Consider the following 15831-nt stretch of genomic DNA (forward strand, 5'->3'; position numbering starts at 1 on the left):
TCCAGACAAGCATGCGACTCCATGACAGTTCTCGCTACGCTGCGGAGCCGCATATCTGCCGGAGGCACAACGCCTGGGGGACATATGGACGAACAGCCGCAGGAGACCGATGAGGGCGGCGGCTACGGCGTGCCCAACGAGTTGACGGACGTGGAGGAGGTGGCCACAGCCATCGTCCGCGTACTGAGCGTCCTCGTCACCGATCACGAGCCGAGGGAAGAGGACGAGCAGCGGGTGGTCCTCACCGTCAGCGCGGACATCGAGCGCGGCGGTACGGACATCGCCGAGATTGATCAGCAACTGAGGGGCAAGTACCTTGAATTCGATGATCGACCTCGCGCCCGCTGGGAGGTGGAGGCGGAATTCGAGGCCGTCGCGACTCTGGCCGACATTCTCGTCGGCTCCCGACGGCGCCCCGACACGCAGATCGTCGGGCCGTCGAGCCTGGAGATGCTGGTCCGGGCTGAGAACGAGGGCTCCGTGCCGCTCACTAAGGGCGTCCCGGCCACACGACACGAGATATCGACACCACTCGGACCGCTCAAGATCACGGTCGGCCCGCCATCAGCCGCTCTGCTGTTGCGCTTGGCTCTGAGGCAATCCGGCATGGAGTGGCTGAAGGTGCTAGACCGACGAGTTCTCTTCGACCACCTGCTCGGCCAGGAGAAGCGAAGGGGAATCGCGGAGGGCTCCGTCGCCCGGATCTCGGCGCAGCGTGTGCTCCGGGTGGCCGCCTTGCCCCGTCTCCTGGCACTGCGGGTCGATGGGCCCCAAGACACTGACACGGACGAATTGGAGCGGGCCGCCACCGCGTTCCGGGGGCGGCTGGCGTACGAGAGCGACGTCGTCCTCGCTCCGGTTCTGGACGTCGACCGACTCGAAGGCTCCTCCCAGCCACGCCTGGTTCGTCAACTACCGCTGCTTGCACCAGAGTTCGTGGCGGCCATCGGGCAAGGGACGCCCACCGGAGTCATCGGCGACCAGTTGCTCGGCGACACGCACGACCTGGACGAGGAACTGTCCGAGCGGTACCTCCGAGCGATCGCCGCGAGCGACGCCTTCGCGGCGTTCATGGGGTATTACCACGTGCTGGAGTACAGCATGGAGGAGGAGTGGTTCCGGGCGCTGCGCGACCGGGTCACAGCGGTGAGCGGGGTGTTGGAACGGCCAGCGGACATCAGGAAAGCGGTCAAGCCGGCGGCGCAGGCACTCGGGGTCAGCCAGGAGAGCATCAAGTGGAGCGAGCTGAATGCTCTGTACGCGGTGCTGCACAGTCATCTGGACGTCCGCGCGCTCGCCGTGGACCTCGACCGGTATCTCACCGGCGCGGCAGACTACTTCGCGGGCGCCACCGTCCCCTTCACCCAGGTGCCCTCACTGGACTTCCGGCAAGCCGACGACGCGACGCTCAGGACACTCGTGGCCGATCGCATCTACAAAGTGCGGTGCGCTGTCACGCACAGCAAGGAGTCCAGTGACCGGTACAGCCCCTACACCGACGAGCTGTTTCTCGGCCGCGAGATACCGCTGGTGAGGATCGCGGCCGAGCATCGTCTCTTCCCTCCCGCCCAACGGTTGTGAGGAGACCCGCCTGCCCTGGCGCCCGGCGTCGGCCGGACATGGGCGAGGGGCAGGGGGCTCGGCTCAGCTGACGGTCAGCAATTCTGACACCTCCAGGGCCCGGTGATGGCGAACACGATGTCGGAGTGAACAGATGGTGAGCGACGGCACGCGAGTGTGTTCTGGCACGTATGACTGAGTCTTCGGGCAGTGATGAGTGCACGCGCTGGAGGGGAACGAAGATTCTTGTCTCGAATGCGTGACCGTGGCCGATGGCGGTCGTTGAGCGTGGTGATGGATTTCTGTTGCACCGGGTTGGGGGGTACGGACGGTGGGTGGGCTGCGGGAGGTAACGGCGCCGTTCCTGGTGTCCGGCCCCTCGGGAGTTGCGATCCGTACCCGGCTCAAGAACATGAGCGCCGGGGACGAGAAGGTTCTGCGCCTGGTCGGCGACCATCTTGGTTCGCTGGCCTCCCGTGATCTCAAGGCGCGGTGCGCGGCCGGACTGGAACACGACAGCGAGCAATGGGCACAGCGCAAGCGTGCTCTCACCGAAAAGTCGTCCTCCCGCTGGGCTGGCAGCATCACGAAGGCCACCCACGATCAGTGGGCGCTGGCCCGGCGTGGCCGACTCGCACACATCCACAGCCTTCAGGCAGGCATGCAGACGATCAGGCACCGACTGTCCCTACCCGTGAGCGAAAAGGGAAGCAAGCGTGCCCCCGGCGGGTACCGCAGCAAACGCGAGTGGTTCGCGAAGACCAGGCGTCTGCACGTCCTCGAAGACCGGCTGGCCACCGAGCGAGCCGACTGGGAGGCAGGTGTCGTACACGTGGTGCGCGGCGGCAAGCGGCTGCTGACCACCCGCCACCACTTGGAGCACGCAGAACTCACCGAAGCCGGGTGGCGCGCCAGATGGGCAGCCCAGCGCCGCTTTCTCCAGGCAGACGGCGAGTCCGGGAAGCGGTACGGCAACGAGACCATCCGCGTCACCCCTGACGGCGAGGTCTCTCTCAAGCTCCCCGCACCGCTGGCGCACCTGGCCAACGCCCCGCACGGCCGGTACCTGCTCGCCGCCAGGGCGTCCTTCGCGCACCGGGGTGAGCAGTGGGCCGACCGAGTCACCGCCAACCGGGCCGTGGCCTACCGCATCCACGAAGACGTAGGCCGGGGCCGCTGGTACCTGACTGCCTCCTGGACTCACCCGCCAGTCCAAACGGTGCCGCTGGAAGCGGCCCGCGCGAACGGTGTGCTCGGCGTGGACACCAACGCCGATCACCTCGCCGCCTGGCGCCTGGACCGGCACGGCAACCCCGTCGGCGAACCGCTCCGCTTCGGCTACGACCTGACCGGCACCACGCAGCACCGCGACGCCCAAATTCGGCACGCACTGATCCGACTGCTGCACTGGGCCAGGCGCCACGGACTCGCCATCGCCATCGAGGACCTGGACTTCACCGCCGAGACCACCCGGGAGAAGCACGGTCGCAAGAAGCGGTTCCGCAAGCTGATCTCTGGCCTGCCCACCTCGCGGCTGCGGACCCGACTCGTGAGCATGGCGGCCGAACTCGGCATCCCCGTCATCGCCGTCGACCCCGCCTACACCTCCCGATGGGGCGCCCAACACTGGCAGAAACCCCTCACCAGTAACAACAGGAAGACCACCCGCCACGACGCAGCCGCCGTGGCGATCGGAAGACGCGCCCTGGGACACCCGATCCGGCGACGGACGGCACCGCCCCCTGCTCACCGGAGCGATGAGCACGGGCATCGGACCGTCCAGGCCCGACCGGGTGTCCCAGGGGGCGAGGGAAACCGCCCCCGCATCTCCGGGCCACGGATACGATCCGCGCGCACCGGAAACGGCGCGAACGCGGTCGACCAGAACGCCCAACACCGTTGGGGGCGTTCGGCTGAGCATGAATCCTGGCAACAGGACTCACTCCCGCTCAGTCTCTAGGAACGGTCTGGATGTTGGCGTACAGGGTCCTACCGTCGGCGGGAAGGCGACGCCGGAACCTCGCTGTAGTCCAACTCGTCTTCGGTGCCGATGTTCAGCTCGTTGCAGGCGATCGGGTAGGTAGGACCGCTGCCGGTGGCGCCGACAGATGCCGGCGCTTTCGTCGCCCTCAGACAGGCTCGGGTTGACACCGACGAGGACATTCAGGGTGAGGGTGCCGCGCTTGGGGTCGACAGCGGCCTCGTGGGCGTACCGGCCCAGCGCCATGACGGGGCTTCGGTCCTCGGGGTAGGCCTCAAAGCCGTAGCCGTGGTCCCTGGTCACGCCGGCGGCACCGGCTTTATCCTCGGTCTCGTCGCAGGTGAGCCAGATGCCGCACGGGATGTTGCCGCTCACAACGCACCGTGCCGCCTGCTCTCTTCCCGCCGCGACGGCGCCCACCCCAAGCGGCGGCACCCGGCGGTGCCCAACCTCCGCACACCCCCACCCCTTCGGCCCCTACCCCCCGTGCTGCGAGCGTGCCTTGAAAGCCGCCTTGCGGGCCTCCTTGGCCACCTTCTTGTCCGGGTGGAGGCGGCCCATCGCCTCAAGTACGTCGGCCGTGTCGGGGTGTCCGACCCGCCACGCCTCGGCGAAGAACCCGCTGTGCTGCTGGGCCAGGCCCTCCACCAGCGCCCGCAGTTCCTCGGAGTTCCCCTCGGCGGCCAGCTGCGCGGCCACCGTGTCGATGGTCAGCCAGAAGATCATGTCCTGGGAGGGCGCCGGCACGTCGGCGGCACCGCGTTCGACCAGCCAGACCCTTGCCAGGCCGCCCAGCTCGGGGTCGTCGAGGACCTCGCGGAGGGCGGGCTCGGCCTCGGGGCCGAGCAGCGACAGCGCCTGCTGGCAGCGCAGCCGCCGCAGCGGAGCGCCCGCGTCCGCACCGCGCGCGGCGGCCAGCAGTTCCCGGGCCGCGGCGAGGGATTCCCGGCGGGCCAGCCACTGCTCGGTCTCGGCCTGCGCAGCCCCCTGCGGAAACGCGGCCGTACCGTCGAGCAGCGCGTCCGCGCCCTTGTCGGCGAGCTCCCCGACCGCCGGCGCCTCGAAGCCGGCCTCCAGCAGCCGCGCCCGCAGCCCGTACGCGCCGAGCGGGGTGAGCCGCACCATGCCGTAGCGGGAGACGTCGGCCTCGTCGACCGGCCCCGCCGCCGGCTCCTCCTCCGCGTCGGCCATCAGCGCCTCGTCGACCGGCTGGTACTCGACGAGCCCGACCGGCTCAAGGAGCCGGAACTGGTCGTCGAGCCGCATCATCGCGTCGGAGACCTGTTCGAGGACGTCGTTGGTCGGCTCCCCCATGTCGCTGGGCACGATCATCGACGCGGCGAGCGCGGGCAGCGGCACCGGCGCCTCACCGGGACCGCCCTCGCTCACGGTCAGCAGGTACAGGTTGCCGAGGACGCCGTCGAGGAAGTCCGCCTCCCCCTCGGGGTCCCAGCCGAGTGACGAGAAATCGACCTCGCCGCCCTCGCCGAGCGCATCGACAATTCCATCCAGGTCGGGCACGCTCGCGTCCGCGATGACGGTCTCCAGCGCGGCCCGCCACACCGCGAGGACGTCATGCGGCGAGCCCCCGGTGAGCAGCGCCAGCTCCTCCCCCGCCGCCACCGTGCCGGCCTCCTCGTCGGCGATCTCGACGAGTCCGGTGTCCACGGCGACCCGCCAGGCCTCACCGGCGTAGGCGGCCGCGTCGTCCCCGGTGAGTCCGAGCGCCTCGGCCGCGGCCGGGAGCTGCTCCTCGACCAGTTCGCCACCTGCGTCCACGCGGGTGTCGGGGCCGGCCCAGCGGGCGAGCCGGGCGGCCCGGGCGAGCAGCGGCGTGGACAGTGCGGCATGCGCCAGCTCCGCTTCGGAACGCAACCGCACCGGGGGCAGGGGGGCGCTGTCAGACATCGGCTGGTTCTCCTCGGACGCCTCAACGGTCGTACGGCGACATGGACACCGTATCGACGGCCGTACGACCACCTGGACGCCGTACGGCTCAGCCGCTCAGCCTAGACGGATTTCCACCCATGCCGCCCGGTTCATCTACCCGCCGGACCCCGTACATGGCTGAAACCTTGACAACTGCCCTGATCAGGCAGGAGATTGACGCGCGTAGAAAACGGGAGGACAACTGTTCACCCTGCATCTACGCGTGTCACATCCGCGTTACCTGGCATATATGAACGTGTCATGAACGCACCATAAACCGCCCTCGTCCCGGCGCTTCCGTATGTCCCCGGAGGGATTCCCTTGCCGAGCAGGTCTTCCGCGCGTCTCGCCGCGCTCACCGTCGCCGCCGTCTGCAGCGCGGCGTCCACCGTCGCCCTCACCTCGCCCGCCCAGGCCGGCGGGCTGCGTATCCACGACATCCAGGGCACCACCCGTACATCGCCGTACGCCGGCCAGAAGGTGACGGACGTCCCCGGCATCGTCACGGGCACGCGCACCTACGGCTCCTCCAGAGGTTTCTGGCTCCAGGATCCGACGCCGGACGACAACCCGGCCACCAGCGAGGGCGTCTTCGTCTTCACCAGCTCCACCCCGAAGGTCGCGGTCGGCGACTCCGTCACGGTCACCGGCACGGTCTCGGAGTACGTCCCGGGCGGTGCCTCGACCGGCAACCAGTCGCTGACCGAGATCACCAAGCCGACGATCACCACCGTCTCCACCGGCAACGCGGTCCCGGCGCCGGTCGTGATCGACAAGAAGTCGGTGCCGAGCGCGTACACCCCGGCGGGTGACACGGCCGCGAGCGGCTCGGTCAACGGCCTGACCCTGCAGCCGAAGAAGTACGCCCTGGACTACTACGAGTCCCTGGAGGGCATGAACGTCCAGGTCAAGAACGCCCGCGTGGTCACCGCCACCGACCCGTACGCGGAGCTGTGGGTCACGGTGAAGCCGCACGAGAACCGCACCAACCGCGGCGGCTCGCTCTACCGCTCCTACCGCGACCAGAACACCGGCCGCCTGCAGATCCAGTCCCTCGGCTCGACCGCCGACTTCCCGGTGGCGAACGTCGGCGACACCCTGACCGGCGCCACGACCGGTCCGATGGACTACAACCAGTACGGCGGCTACACCCTCGTCGCGAGCGCGCTGGGCACCCTGAAGAGCGGCGGCCTGCAGCGCGAGACGACGAAGAAGCAGTCGCAGGGCGAGCTGGCGGTGGCGACCTACAACGTCGAGAACCTCGACCCCTCCGACGGCACCTTCGCCGCGCACGCCGCCGCGATCGTGAACAACCTCCAGTCGCCCGACATCGTGTCCCTGGAGGAGATCCAGGACAACAACGGCGCGACGGACGACGGCACGGTCGCCGCCGACGTGACGGTGAACAAGCTGATCGACGCGATCGTCGCGGCCGGCGGCCCGAAGTACCAGTGGCGTTCCATCAACCCGGTCAACGACCAGGACGGCGGCGAGCCCGGCGGCAACATCCGCCAGGTCTTCCTGTTCAACCCCGAGCGGGTGTCCTTCGTCGACCGCGCGGGCGGCGACTCCACCACCGCGGTGGCCGTCACCAAGGTGAACGGCAAGGCCCAGCTGACCGCCTCCCCCGGCCGTGTCGACCCGGCGAACTCCGCCTGGACGACCAGCCGCAAGCCGCTCGCCGGTGAGTTCGTCTTCCACGGCAAGACCGTCTTCGTGATCGCCAACCACCTCAACTCCAAGGGCGGCGACCAGGGGCTGACCTCGCAGTACCAGCCGGTGGTGCGCAGCTCGGAGACCCAGCGCCACGCGCAGGCGACGCTGGTCAACGCGTTCGTCAAGAACATCCTCGCCGTCCAGAAGGACGCCGAGGTCATCGCGCTCGGCGACATGAACGACTTCGACTTCTCCGGCACCACCAAGATCCTGGAGAAGGGCGGCGCGCTCTGGTCGGCGATCCAGTCGCTGCCGACGAAGGAGCGCTACACCTACGACTACCAGGGCAACGAGCAGGTCCTGGACCAGATCCTGATCAGCAAGCAGATCCGCGGCAAGGGCGACTTCGCGTACGACAGCGTGCACATCAACTCGGAGTTCCACGACCAGGTCAGCGACCACGACCCGCAGGTGCTGCGCTTCCGCCCCTGACGGCTCGAAGGCCCCGCTGACGGCCTGACGGCCTGACGGTGGACCGGATTCAGGACTGGCTGAACACTCCGTTCAGCCAGTCCTGCCAGGCGGTCTCGTTCGCCTCGGCGTCGGCGTCCGGCGCGAAGTCGTGGATGCTGATGCCGACCGGGGCGCCCCAGTGGTTGCGCCCGAAGAACCGGACGAGGGCGTCGTCGGTGCGCAGCCCGATGAAGTACGGGTCGCGGTAGTCGACCACCGCGTCCAGGGCCCGCCCGCCGGGCCCCCGGACGCTCGCCTTCGCACCCTCGGCCACGTCGTCCGGCAGGCCGAGGGCGCGGCCCACGGCGGTGAAGGCGTCCGGCGCCTGGGACGCCTCCGGCCCGTTCAGCTGGGCGAAGCTCACCGGGCGGGGCGCGAAGTGGGTGAGGTACTCGCGCAGGGTGTGCAGGTAGAAGTCGGTGTGCCTGCTCGCGCCGTCGTACTGGTTGTCCCAGTCGTCGGTGAAGATCCCGCTGTGCACATAGCGCACCCAGGCGCGGCGGCCGCCGTCGCGCTCCTCGATGACGTGTTCCAGCTGGTTGGCGCTCTGGGTGGGGAAGCCGACGTCCTCGCTGCGGGTGACCAGGTGGTGCGGCGGGTCGTAGGCGGTGACGGTGGAGCCGAAGGCCGCCGTGCCGCCCACCCGGGGCTCGGGCGGCTGCATCGGCCACAGGTATCCGCCGGTGCCGTGGGTGATCGCCTCCCACACCTCTCCGGGCGTGGCGTCGACCTCGAACTCACGGACGATCTCGAATTCCTTGGACATGGAGACTCCTGCTCAGCTTCCGAGTGCGGACTGGTCCTCGACCGCGGACCGGGTCCCGTCCTTGTCTGCCGGACGGCTCGCCCCCTCTGCCGCGGGGCGGGTTTCGTCTTCGGCGGCGCGCCGGGTCTCACCCTCGACCGCCGAACGAGTCTCGCCCTCGACCGCCGAACGGGTCACGCCCTCGACCGCCGAACGGGTTGCGCCGTCGGCCGCGGGCGGGATCCCGTCCCCGGCTGCGGGCCGCGGCGCGTCCTTGACCGTCGGATGGACGGCGACCACGATCCGGTGGTCCCGGCCGGCCTCCGCGTCGGGTGCGTCGTACTTGCGGATGAGCGCGCTCACGCCCGCCGTCAGTTCCTGTATGAAGGCCGCGCGGTCGGCGGCGGAGGCGAAGCGGACCTCGCCGTCCAGCGCGTAGGTCGCCAGCCGCTTGCGGGCCTTGGCCGCCCCGCTGATCAGCATGCCGACATCGCGCACCAGGCGCGCGCCGAGCGCGAGCAGCCAGCGCGCGGAGAGCTGGTCGCGGAACCGGTCCGGGTCCGGCTGCACGGCGGGCAGGGCGGCCGGCGAGATGACGTACGACGCGGCGGTCGCGCGCATCAGCCGCTCGGTGACATTGCCCTTGCGCCGCTCGCCGGCCAGCTCGACCAGGCCGTGCCGTTCCAGCGCCTTCAGGTGGTAGTTCACCTTCTGCCGGGGCAGCCCGACCCTGCCGGCCAGCATCGCGGCCGACGCGGGCGCGCCGGCCAGTTCGGCGAGCAGCCTGGCCCGTATGGGGTCCAGCGACACGGCCGCTGCCTCGGGGTCCTCGATCACGGTGACGTCCAGCATGACTCCACCGTCCCACCGAAAACTTTTTTTGTCCACGCAGACGGAGTTTTCGGCGGGACGGTGGAGCTGAGCCCTGTCTCGGCGGCGGCCGCCCTCAGCCCTGTTCCCCCCGTTCGCCGAGGCGGGCCAGTTGGCTCTGGAACCAGTCGAGGCGGGCCTGCAACAGGGCGGCCTCCGCGACCAGTTCGGGCACCCCGAAGCCCTCGCCCGCCACCGGCGGGCCGCCGCCGGCCCCCGCACCCCCGGCGATCACCCGCAGCCCCTGCCCCGCCAGCCGGGCGAACCCGGCGAGCGAGACGGACGCACGCGCGCGTACACAGCCCGCGCAGGCGGCCGCAAGGGCGCGCCAACCGGGCCTGCCCCAGCCCGCGTCGGCGAGCGCGGCGGCCGCCGCACCGCAGGCGCACGGCCCGACGGTGGCGGTCCGCACCCGCTGCCGGGCGTAGCGGAAACCGCGCTCGAAACGGATGTAGGCGCCGAGGACGGAGACTTCGAGCAGCACGGCCGCCCGGTGCTCGGCGGTGCACAACAGGGCCTCGGCGACCTCCCGTTCGTGCACACAGTGAAAGCCGCAGTCGCACAGCCGCGCGGGCGGGCGGTGCCGCCGGCCGTAGACGCAGGACGCGTCGTCCAGCACTCCGTACGGCAGCGCACCGCCCAGCGACACACCGGTGAACCCGGCCCGTGCGCCGTCCTGGGACAGCATCGGGTGGGCGATCTTGTAGCCGGTCGGCGGCTCCGCCGGACGTTCCGCCGGGAGCCGCAGCCTCATCGGGCGGCCGGGGCCTCTTCGGAGGCGGACGCGGCCCGGGGTTCGCGGATCTCGTGGATCTCGCGGATCTCGTGGATCTCTTCGTGGAGTTCGGGGAGTTCGATTACTTCGTCCACTCCGTCTGCTTCGCCGTGGACGAGCGGCCGCTCCTCAGCGACCCCGGTGGCCAGTGCCTTGCCCAGCTTCATGGCGCCTCCCATGACCCATGACCTGCCGTCGGTGACCGTCCGGCCCATAGTGACCCATGAGGGGTCGAGTTGGACACAGGGCCTCGGGTGCACCGATTCCCCATGCTGTTTGTCAAGGCGTTCCGGTCAGGTTCGAGAGGACAGGCGGGCGACGGGATGAGGCCACGTCCGCTCGCGCCTCCTGCCGGAACAGAGCGCGGTACTCCTGGGGCGAGGTCCCGACACGTCTGTGGAAGGCTGCGCGCACGGACGCCGGATTCCCGAGTCCGGTCAGTCGCCCGATCCGCTCGATGGGCTCTGTGGTTGCTTCCAGCAGTTCGCGCGCGCGGTCGATGCGTGCATCGGTCAGCCAGGCCATGGGTGAGGTCCCGGTCTCGTTGCGAAAGCGGCGGACCAGGGTGCGCCGAGCCATGTGGGCACGTGCGGCGAGATCGTCGACGGTAATCGTCGCTGCCATGTTCTCGAGCATCCAGTCCCGGACGGTGGCGAGTTCCTGGCTGCTCGGCCGGCTGCGGAGCTGGTCGATGTACTGCGCCTGGCCGCCGGGTCGTTGGGGCGGCGCCACCAGGAGACGCGCCCTTGCGTTCGAGGCGGCGGCTCCGTGGTCGATCCGGATGAGGTGGAGACACAGGTCGATTCCGGCGGTCACGCCTGCCGAGGTGAGGATGTCGCCGTCGTCGACGAACATGCGGTTCGGTTGGACCTCGATGCTGGGGTAGCGCCTTTGAAGCTGGTCGGACACCTGCCAATGGGTCGTGGCCGGCCGTCCGTCGAGAAGACCTGCCGCCGCCAAGGCGAACGCTCCGGAGCAGATGGACACGATGCGTGCGCCGCGGCCGTGCGCCGCGCGGAGAGCGGTCAGGGCCGCGCTCGGGACGTCGGCGTCAACGTCGTCGTAGCCCGGGACGATGACGGTGTCTGCTTTTTCGAGCGCATCAAGGCCGGCCGCGCCGGTGACGGAGAACCCTGCGCGGGCCACGGGCACGACCTGCTCATACGTCGCGACCGTCAGCTCGTAGTTCGGGTCCATCGAGAAGACCTGCGCCGCGATGCCCAGCTCAAGCGGCAGCACACCGGGCAGGCTCAGTACGACAACGTGATGACGCAGAGGCACGGCCACACCATCGGAGATCATGGCCCAATCGTAGCGGAGGAAGGCCCTCGGGCCACTTTTTGCGGACGGCGGCGGCCGCTTAGGTTCTGACCATGAACGATCCTCTGGTTGTACCAACCGGCGACATCGCCGAGGCAGCCCTCGCGATCCTGCACGAGACGGTGGACCAGCAGATTGCCGACCACAGCCTGCGCAGTTTCTACTTCGCACGGTTGACTGCTCGGCAAGAAGGCCTGGTGACCGATGCGGCATACGACGAGGGTCTGCTGTTCGCCGCCACGGTCATGCACGACCTCGGGCTGGGGACGCTCGCCGGGGGCAAGGCACGATTCGAGGTCGAAGGCGCGGACCTCGCCGCAAAGCTGCTGGCCGAGCACGGGGTCCCTGACGGCGACATCAGCCGGGTCTGGGAAGCCATCGCCCTGCACAGCTCGCTCGGCCTCGCCGACCGCATGGGCCTGCTGACCTACCTGACCCACAAGGGCGTCTTCACCGACGGTGGCCGCTTCACCGAGCTTTCCCCCCAGCTGCAGGAGCCCGTGCGTCTCGCCTACCCGCGGTCGCCCGATGACCGCTCGCTCCAGGCGGCCATCATCAAGCACGCCCGAAAGTCTCCGAAGGCGGCGCCGCCCTTCTCCATCGCGGCTGAACTGCTCAGGCAAGCCGGCGGCTGACGGAAGCCGGAGACAGGCCGGCGGTACACCCGAGCCGACCGAGGGCCGGGCGCTCCGATCGGTCGTGACCGGAGTCGGCAGCCGTCGATCACCACACAGTGGCGGTGGGCCTTGCCTGCATCGATACCGGCCCAGATGGCGGCCACTCGGTTCCCCCGTACGTCGGGCTGCGCGGACGTGCCACGGACGACCTAGCTGCCGATTCCCTACGGAGCGATCATGCGCAATTCCCGATTGGCAGAAGGTTGAAAGCCACACCCGCCACCCCTGGGTGGGCCAACCATACGAAGGGATCGCCCGTCCCGGTCAACGACGTAGGGAAAGGTTGACGACTTAGCATTCCTAAGACGTATCCGGTAGAAAAATTAAGTAGAGCTAAGCTGTCGTGCCGCCGAGACTACCCCCATGACGAACCGACGCGACACCGCCCGTCCGCCCCGCCCCTTCGGCCGCACCCTCTGTGCGATGGTCACCCCCTTCACCGACGCGGGGGCGCTCGACGTCGACGGCGCGCGGCGGCTGGCCGCGCATCTGGTGGCGGAGGGCTGTGACGGTCTGGTGCTGAACGGCACCACCGGCGAGTCGCCGACCACGACGGACACGGAGAAGGCGGAGCTGATCGCGGCCGTCCGGGAGGCGGTGGGCGAGCGGGTGCCGCTGGTGGCGGGCGTGGGCACCGCGGACACCCGGCACACCGTCGAGCTGGCGCTGGCGGCGGAGAAGGCGGGCGCGGACGGGGTGCTGGTGGTGTCGCCGTACTACAGCAGGCCGCCGCAGGACGCGTTGGAGGCGCACTTCCTGGAGGTGGCCGAGGCGAGCGGGCTGCCGGTGATGCTGTACGACATCCCGGGCCGCACCGGCACCCGGATCGAGCCGGAGACGATGGTCCGGCTCGCCGCCCATCCCCGGATCGTGGCCGTGAAGGACTGCTCGTACGACTTCCTCGGTGCCCAGAAGGTGCTGGCGCACACGGACCTGGCGTACTACGCGGGCTGCGACGAACACATCCTCGCCCTGTACGCGGTGGGCGCGGCCGGCTGTGTGAGCACGGTGGCCAATGTCGTCCCCGCGCGGATCGCGGCGATCCTGGACGCGTTCGACGCGGGCGACACCGCCCGCGCGACCGGACTCCAGCTGCGGGCCACGCCGTTGATCGAGGCGGTGACGGCCGCGGGGCTGCCGGGCACGGTCACGGCGAAGGCGCTGCTCGCCGGGGTCGGCCTGCCTGCGGGCCCGGTGCGGGCACCGTTGCGGCCCGCCGGCCGGGAGGCGGCCGACGGGCTGCGGGCGGTGTACGAGGAGCTCGTGGCCGGCTGATCAGCGGCGGGCGAAGACGGGCTGCCACGCTTTCAGCTCGTCGTACATATCCTTCTGGACCCCGCTCAGCGGCACGATCTTGTCGCTGCCGATCGTCACGAGCACCAGCCGGGCCCGGTACGGCTCGTCCAGGCCGGACGCCCTCTCCCAGGCGATGAGCCGCCGGTCGTCGGCCCAGGCCAGCAGGTCGCCGCCGCGGACCTTGGTGATCTCCTTGCCGGTGCGGGGATCGCGGATCGAGGAGTACGACTTCCCTGGGGCGACCTCCTTCGTCAGACCGAGCGCGGCGAGCCGGCCGTTCGGGGACAGCCGTGCGTCGACGTCCGCGCGCAGGTACTTCTCGTCCGCCGGGGCGGCGATCTTGGCGCCGTCGAGGTCGTAGAACTGCTGCGTCCCGTCCCTGTCGCCGATGACACGCGCGTACACCTGGTCGCCGGTGCGGCTGAAGGAGAAGTCACCGCGCGCGATGTCGTTGCGGTCGGACACGACCCCGGTCCAGGAGCCCTTGCCGGAGGCCACGCCGAGGTCGTAGAAGCCGGTCCGGCTCGATGTGGCGAACGCGGGTCCCCAGTCCCAGCCGCCCTTGTCGTTCTGGGCCTTGGCCCGCACGTCGGGGTTCTCGTCGTACGTCGTCGCCAGGAGCCGGGTCCCGTCGTACGAGAAGGCGAGTGCGCCGACCCGGTGCTCGACCGGGATCCACCGTTCGACCTTGCGCGTCGCGAGGTCGAGCAGGCCGATCCGGCGGACGGGCAGGTTCTGCTCCAGCACTGCGGCCGTCCGCAGGCCCGGAGCGACGGCGACGAAGGACCACCGGGAGTCCTTCACGTATGTGCCGGTCCCCGGGTCGAGCAGCCAGTACGTGCGTACACCGATGCCCCGGTCGTCCGTCTGCGGCACGGTCCGCCAGGTGTAGTACGCGGCGAGCGCCGTCTGCCCGGCCGCGACGAGCAGGCGCGGCGGCGACTGGTCCGGGTGCCCGGTGATCCCGTTCTGCTGCACGACTCCGGCCGGACGCACATCGCTCTTCCCGGAGTCCAGCAGCGGCACCGTCACCGCGACGGCGACCACGGCAGCCGTCGCGGCGGCCACGGCGGCGAGCCTGCGGGTGCGCCGACGCCGGCGGACCGCCAGCACCCGGTCGGCGAAGCCCGGTCCCGCCGACGGCTGTTCGGCGGCCTGTTCGCGCAGGGTGTCCCGTACGAGTTCCTCGACGTTCACGGCCGCACCTCCACGGGCGAGTAGTCACGGGACGGCGGCTGTTCGCGGCCGGGGGCCGGGGCGAGGGCGGCCAGTTCGGGCGCGAGAGTGCGCAGCCGGGCCAGGGAACGGTGGGTGGTGGAGCGTACGGTGCCGACGGAGCAGCCGAGCAGGCGGGCCACGTCGGCCTCCGGCAGGTCCTCGAAGTAGCGCAGGACCAGGACGGTGCGCTGGCGGGCGGTGAGCCGGGACAGGGCCGCGCGCAGGACGAGGCGCAGGTCGGCGGCGGAGGTCGTGTCGGGCGCCGCGCGGGCCTCCGGTGGTTCGGGAACGCTCAGTTCGCGGCGTCGCCACTTCAGCCGCCAGCGGCTGATCTGCTGCCGGTAGAGGACCTGCCGTACATAGGCCTCCGGCTCGTCGATGCGCTGCCAGCGGCCGGCCGCCTTGATCAGGGCGTTCTGCAGCAGGTCCTCGGCCGCGTGCCGGTCGCCGCCGGTCAGCAGCACGGCCGTCTTCAGCAGTGCCGAGGACCGACCGTCCACGAACTCCCGAAAACTCTCCTGCAGTTCCGCATCCATCGTCACCTTCTCTTCCCCCGGGCCCGCGTGGTGTCCGGGCCCTGTATCCGTGGTGACGCGTGCGGAGCGGCGCCACTATGCCTGTACGGCACGGAGAAATATTCACCGCTGCCCTGCCGCCCGCTGCCGTACGTTGGCCCGGTGAGCCGCCCCCTGCTGTTCCTGGACGTCGACGGCCCCCTCAACCCGTACGCCGCCAAGCCCGAGCGACGCCCCGCGGGATATACGACGATCCGTGCGACCGTCCGCCCGGGGCGCCCGCTGCGGGTGTGGCTGAACCCGTCACACGGCCCGGCGCTGCTCGCCCTCGGTTACGAGCTGTGCTGGGCGACCACCTGGATGGCCGAGGCCAACCGCTGGATCGCCCCGGTCGTCGGCCTGCCCGAGCTGCCGTACGTCGACTTCGGCCGGGGCCTGCTGGCGGAGCGGCCGGACGGGGTCCACTGGAAGACGGAGGCGATCGTGGCATACGCCGAGGGGCGCCCGTTCGCCTGGGTGGACGACGAACAGAGCCCGGCTGACACGCGGTACGTCCGCGCCCACCACCCCGGCCCGGCCCTGCTGCATCACGTCGACCCCCGCATCGGGCTGCGAGAGGCCGACTTCACCGCACTGGCGGAGTTCAGAGCGGCCGTGCCACAGGACGGCTGAGCCCCCTCCCATCAACGGGGCAAAAGCGCGCTCGGCACGCAGTTGGCAGGCACCGCACCCAACCAACGTCATCACTTTCTGCATCCGGCAATTACTCTGTGTAT

14 protein-coding genes are annotated in these 15831 nt (G+C 70.2%); 6 read left to right on the forward strand and 8 right to left on the reverse strand.

Annotated elements, in window-relative coordinates:
• Window positions 1–84: 84 nt before the first annotated feature.
• On the forward strand, window positions 85–1581 hold the full coding sequence (locus SSP29_RS13620; protein ID WP_089100882.1) for a hypothetical protein: 1497 nt from the start codon (window positions 85–87) through the stop codon (window positions 1579–1581).
• A 310-nt stretch (window positions 1582–1891) separates the two neighbouring features.
• Window positions 1892–3520, forward strand: coding sequence for an IS200/IS605 family element transposase accessory protein TnpB (locus SSP29_RS13625; protein WP_089100883.1), 1629 nt, complete (start codon window positions 1892–1894; stop codon window positions 3518–3520).
• Between the two features lie 498 nt (window positions 3521–4018).
• On the opposite strand, the gene SSP29_RS13635 is transcribed toward SSP29_RS13625, so the two are convergent.
• A complete protein-coding gene (locus SSP29_RS13635; RefSeq protein ID WP_089100885.1) occupies window positions 4019–5449 on the reverse strand; it encodes a hypothetical protein in 1431 nt (476 codons plus the stop codon).
• A 342-nt stretch (window positions 5450–5791) separates the two neighbouring features.
• Between SSP29_RS13635 and SSP29_RS13640 the strand changes: the two genes are divergently transcribed.
• On the forward strand, window positions 5792–7618 hold the full coding sequence (locus SSP29_RS13640; protein WP_089100886.1) for a DUF8508 domain-containing protein: 1827 nt from the start codon (window positions 5792–5794) through the stop codon (window positions 7616–7618).
• A 49-nt stretch (window positions 7619–7667) separates the two neighbouring features.
• Here the strand turns inward: SSP29_RS13640 and SSP29_RS13645 are convergent, their stop codons facing one another.
• The 5 genes from SSP29_RS13645 to SSP29_RS13665 all read right to left on the reverse strand — a co-directional run bounded on the left by SSP29_RS13645 (window position 7668) and on the right by SSP29_RS13665 (window position 11331).
• Entirely contained in the window at window positions 7668–8405 is a 738-nt protein-coding gene (locus tag SSP29_RS13645) for an SRPBCC family protein (protein ID WP_089100887.1), read from the reverse strand.
• Between the two features lie 12 nt (window positions 8406–8417).
• Window positions 8418–9236 carry an ArsR/SmtB family transcription factor gene (locus SSP29_RS13650; RefSeq protein WP_150134109.1) on the reverse strand — a complete coding sequence of 273 codons (819 nt, stop codon included), beginning with the start codon at window positions 9234–9236 and terminating at the stop codon, window positions 8418–8420.
• A 94-nt stretch (window positions 9237–9330) separates the two neighbouring features.
• Window positions 9331–10008 carry a hypothetical protein gene (locus SSP29_RS13655; RefSeq protein ID WP_089100888.1) on the reverse strand — a complete coding sequence of 226 codons (678 nt, stop codon included), beginning with the start codon at window positions 10006–10008 and terminating at the stop codon, window positions 9331–9333.
• Window positions 10005–10196 carry a hypothetical protein gene (locus tag SSP29_RS13660; RefSeq protein WP_107436214.1) on the reverse strand — a complete coding sequence of 64 codons (192 nt, stop codon included), beginning with the start codon at window positions 10194–10196 and terminating at the stop codon, window positions 10005–10007. The genes SSP29_RS13655 and SSP29_RS13660 overlap by 4 nt, the downstream gene beginning before the upstream one ends.
• Window positions 10197–10308: 112 nt before the next feature.
• Window positions 10309–11331, reverse strand: a complete 1023-nt coding sequence (locus SSP29_RS13665) for a GlxA family transcriptional regulator (RefSeq protein WP_089100890.1) — start codon at window positions 11329–11331, stop codon at window positions 10309–10311.
• Window positions 11332–11402: 71 nt separating this feature from the next.
• On the opposite strand from SSP29_RS13665, the gene SSP29_RS13670 reads away from it, so the two are divergent.
• Together SSP29_RS13670 and dapA are read left to right on the forward strand one after the other, a co-directional pair.
• Entirely contained in the window at window positions 11403–11984 is a 582-nt protein-coding gene (locus SSP29_RS13670) for an HD domain-containing protein (RefSeq protein ID WP_089100891.1), read from the forward strand.
• A gap of 405 nt (window positions 11985–12389) precedes the next feature.
• A complete protein-coding gene (gene dapA / locus SSP29_RS13675; RefSeq protein WP_089100892.1) occupies window positions 12390–13301 on the forward strand; it encodes a 4-hydroxy-tetrahydrodipicolinate synthase in 912 nt (303 codons plus the stop codon).
• Here dapA and SSP29_RS13680 read toward each other — a convergent pair whose 3' ends face one another.
• The gene (locus SSP29_RS13680; RefSeq protein ID WP_089100893.1) at window positions 13302–14519 is read right to left on the reverse strand and encodes a hypothetical protein; all 1218 of its coding nucleotides are present in this window, start codon (window positions 14517–14519) and stop codon (window positions 13302–13304) included.
• Complete coding sequence (locus tag SSP29_RS13685; RefSeq protein ID WP_089101600.1) at window positions 14516–15076, reverse strand: SigE family RNA polymerase sigma factor; 561 nt, start codon at window positions 15074–15076, stop codon at window positions 14516–14518. Before SSP29_RS13685 ends, SSP29_RS13680 begins: the two co-directional genes overlap by 4 nt.
• 141 nt (window positions 15077–15217) lie before the next feature.
• On the opposite strand from SSP29_RS13685, the gene SSP29_RS13690 reads away from it, so the two are divergent.
• Window positions 15218–15727, forward strand: a complete 510-nt coding sequence (locus SSP29_RS13690) for an HAD domain-containing protein (RefSeq protein ID WP_089100894.1) — start codon at window positions 15218–15220, stop codon at window positions 15725–15727.
• Window positions 15728–15831 lie beyond the last annotated feature (104 nt).

Source organism: Streptomyces hyaluromycini (assembly GCF_002217755.1).
GTDB classification, from domain to species: domain Bacteria; phylum Actinomycetota; class Actinomycetes; order Streptomycetales; family Streptomycetaceae; genus Streptomyces; species Streptomyces hyaluromycini.